This is a genomic window from Sphaerospermopsis reniformis (genome assembly GCF_005402885.1).
Lineage (GTDB): Bacteria > Cyanobacteriota > Cyanobacteriia > Cyanobacteriales > Nostocaceae > Sphaerospermopsis > Sphaerospermopsis kisseleviana.
The window spans coordinates 1-3,230 of sequence record NZ_BJCE01000376.1; the positions used below are offsets into that span (position 1 = coordinate 1).

1 pseudogene is annotated in these 3,230 nt (G+C 36.5%); it reads left to right on the plus strand.

Annotated elements, in window-relative coordinates:
• Positions 1–1,128: 1,128 nt before the first annotated feature.
• Positions 1,129–3,230: pseudogene (locus tag FFR48_RS26545) on the plus strand (hypothetical protein); the annotation flags it as partial.

Genomic DNA, 3,230 nt, shown 5'->3' on the forward strand with positions numbered 1-3,230 from the left:
GGGTATACCGGAAAAAGTGTGCATTTTTTGGGATTTCAAGAGATGGCAAAGAAATTTTCAAATCTCCTCCTGACTCCTGACTCCTGACTCCTATGCCCTCACGGAAAGACTTTCTCAGCAACCCCTATATACATCTGTTGGTAATTCAATGTGCATGATTTGCAACCCGTTCTAGGGACAATTCATGAATTGTCCCTAAATTCATTTTCTCCAGAGGTTTATTAAGTGACACTTAAATATGCAAAAATCATAAAATTTTGCAAATTTAGACACAGAGAAACTTAAATTACTATACTTTAAAAGTATGCACTTTTTGAGCCTAAAAATGGCGATTATGACCTTAAATGTTACTGCTATTTTTTGATAGGGTGTATACAATAACGTTTAAAAAAATGGATTTTCGCTTCCTACATTCCTTTGTAAAAGAAACGTGAATATAATTTAGTTATATAAACAAAATATCTCAATTTATTATATATAGTCGTAGGCAGGATGATCACATCAATTTATTATACAAGTCTTAGTAAAATAGAGTTTTAGTCCTCAATTCTGCTATGGTAATCCTACCCCATTTTTGAGAAAATATGTAGTAAAAATCCTTGTTTTATAAGGATTTGAGGCTTTATTAACTCTCAATGATCATATAGGATTGCTATATATAACAATCATATTTGATTTGGCAGAATAAATCAGTATACCTTGATTCTTTATTTTATTTTCCCTATTTGCCGTTAATAGTTCCTTAAAACCTGTAATTTTATAACTTCTCACTATGGTAAGTGCTGTATAAATTGATAATTTGCAATTAATATAACCGTTTAAAAGTATTTTTAATCAACATCAATAAATCCTTGTTTACATTATTGGCATCTATTATTTGGACTAGCTTAAAATTCAAAAAAACTATATAAAAAATGGATAAGAAAAATATGAAATTCTTGTAAAAGGTTCATTTTAGTTATTGTCCATAAAAAGTTTTTAGATTAAATGAAGGAACTACAAACAGGAAAGCAATATTTGTCAAAAGCTCACAGTCAAAGGATTTAATCACAATGACAATGGGCTGGACAAATACTGCAATTTGAATTTGTTTCAATTTCACTTTACCATTTTATTAAGGTATAGACAATGTCAGATAAAATCTTTGGGGATGATGGCAATGATGTCCTAAGTGGTGGCATTGGTAACAATACTATCTACGGACTAGGAGGCAATGATAGTCTGTACGGACAAGAAGGTAATGACACTCTCATAGGTGGTACAGGTGCTGATAGTCTGATCGGTGGAAATGGTAACGATACCTATGGTGTTGATAACTCAGGGGATCAAGTCATTGAAAATGCTAATGAAGGCACAGATACAGTCGTATCATCTATCAGTTATACCCTGGGAAATAATTTAGAAAACCTTGCTTTAATAGGTAACGAAAATATCAACGCTACAGGTAACGAACTGAATAATGGAGTTTTGGGTAATGATGTTAATAATGTCTTAGATGGTGGACTTGGTAACGATAGTCTGTACGGACAGGGAGGTAATGACACTCTCATAGGTGGCGAGGGTAATGACTACCTCGATGGTGGTATAGGTGTTGATAGTCTCATCGGTGGAAATGGTAACGATACCTATGTTGTTGATGGCTTAGGGGACGTAGTCATTGAAAATGCTAATGAAGGCATAGATGCAGTCATATCATCTATCAGTTATACCCTGGGAAATAATTTAGAAACCCTCATTTTAACAGGTCAGAACAATCTCAACGGAACAGGTAATGACCTAAATAATACACTCTTTGGGAATGATGTTAATAATGTCTTAGATGGTGGACTTGGTGATGATACTATCTATGGACAAGCAGGTAATGACACTCTCATAGGTGGTGAGGGTAATGACACTCTCATAGGTGGTACAGGTGCTGATAGTCTGATCGGTGGAGTTGGTAACGATACCTATGTTGTTGATGAATTAGGGGACGTAGTCATTGAAAATGCTAATGAAGGCATAGATACAGTCGTATCATTTATCAGTTATCATCTGGGAGATCATTTAGAACGTCTGTCTTTGATAGGTGAGAACAATATCAACGGTGCAGGTAACGATCTGAATAATGACATGTTGGGTAATAATGGTAATAATTTCCTAGATGGTGGCAGAGGTAACGATAATCTGTCTGGACAAGCAGGTAATGACACTCTCATAGGTGGTGAGAGTAATGACACTCTCACAGGTGGCGTTGGTATGGACGCTTTCCGTTTCACTGGTTTAAATGGAGGAATTGATACAATTACCGATTTTAAATCTGGAACAGATAAAATTCAAATAGATAGCAATGGTTTTACTGGTTTAGCAATTGGTCAATTAAGCGCCGAAGCTTTTACTTCTGGCGCAGGTGTGACTTCAGCTACTAGCAGCACCCATAGATTTATTTTCAACACTACCAATGGTGATTTATTCTTTGATGCCGATGGTGATGGTGCTGGAGCTAGTGTGAAGATCGCAACTCTGAGTAATTCTGCTAGTTTGAGTCACTCTGATATCTTTGTGAATATCAACGTTACAGGTAACGACCTGAATAATGTGCTGTTGGGTAATGATGATAATAATGTCTTAGATGGTGACAGTGGTAACGATAATCTGTCTGGACAAGGAGGTAATGACACTCTCATAGGTGGTGAGGGTAATGACACTCTCATAGGTGGTACAGGTGCTGATAGTCTCATCGGTGGAAATGGTAACGATACCTATGTTGTTGATGACTTAGGGGACGTAGTCATTGAAAATGCTAATGAAGGCATAGATACAGTCATATCATCTATCAGTTATCACCTGGGAGATCATTTAGAAAGTTTGTCTTTGATAGGTGAGAACAATATCAACGGTGCAGGTAACGATCTGAATAATGCCATGTTGGGTAATAATGGTAATAATTTCCTAGATGGTGGACTTGGTGACGATAATCTGTCTGGAGAAGCAGGTAATGACACTCTCATAGGTGGTGAGGGTAATGACACTCTCACAGGTGGCGTTGGTATGGACGCTTTCCGTTTCACTAGTTTAGATGGAGGAATTGATACAATTACCGATTTTAAATCTGGAACAGATCAAATTCAAATAGATAGCAATGGTTTTACTGGTTTAGCAATTGGTCAATTAAGCGCCGAAGCTTTTACTTCTGGCGCAGGTGTGACTTCAGCTACTAGCAGCACCCATAGATTTATTTTCAACACTAC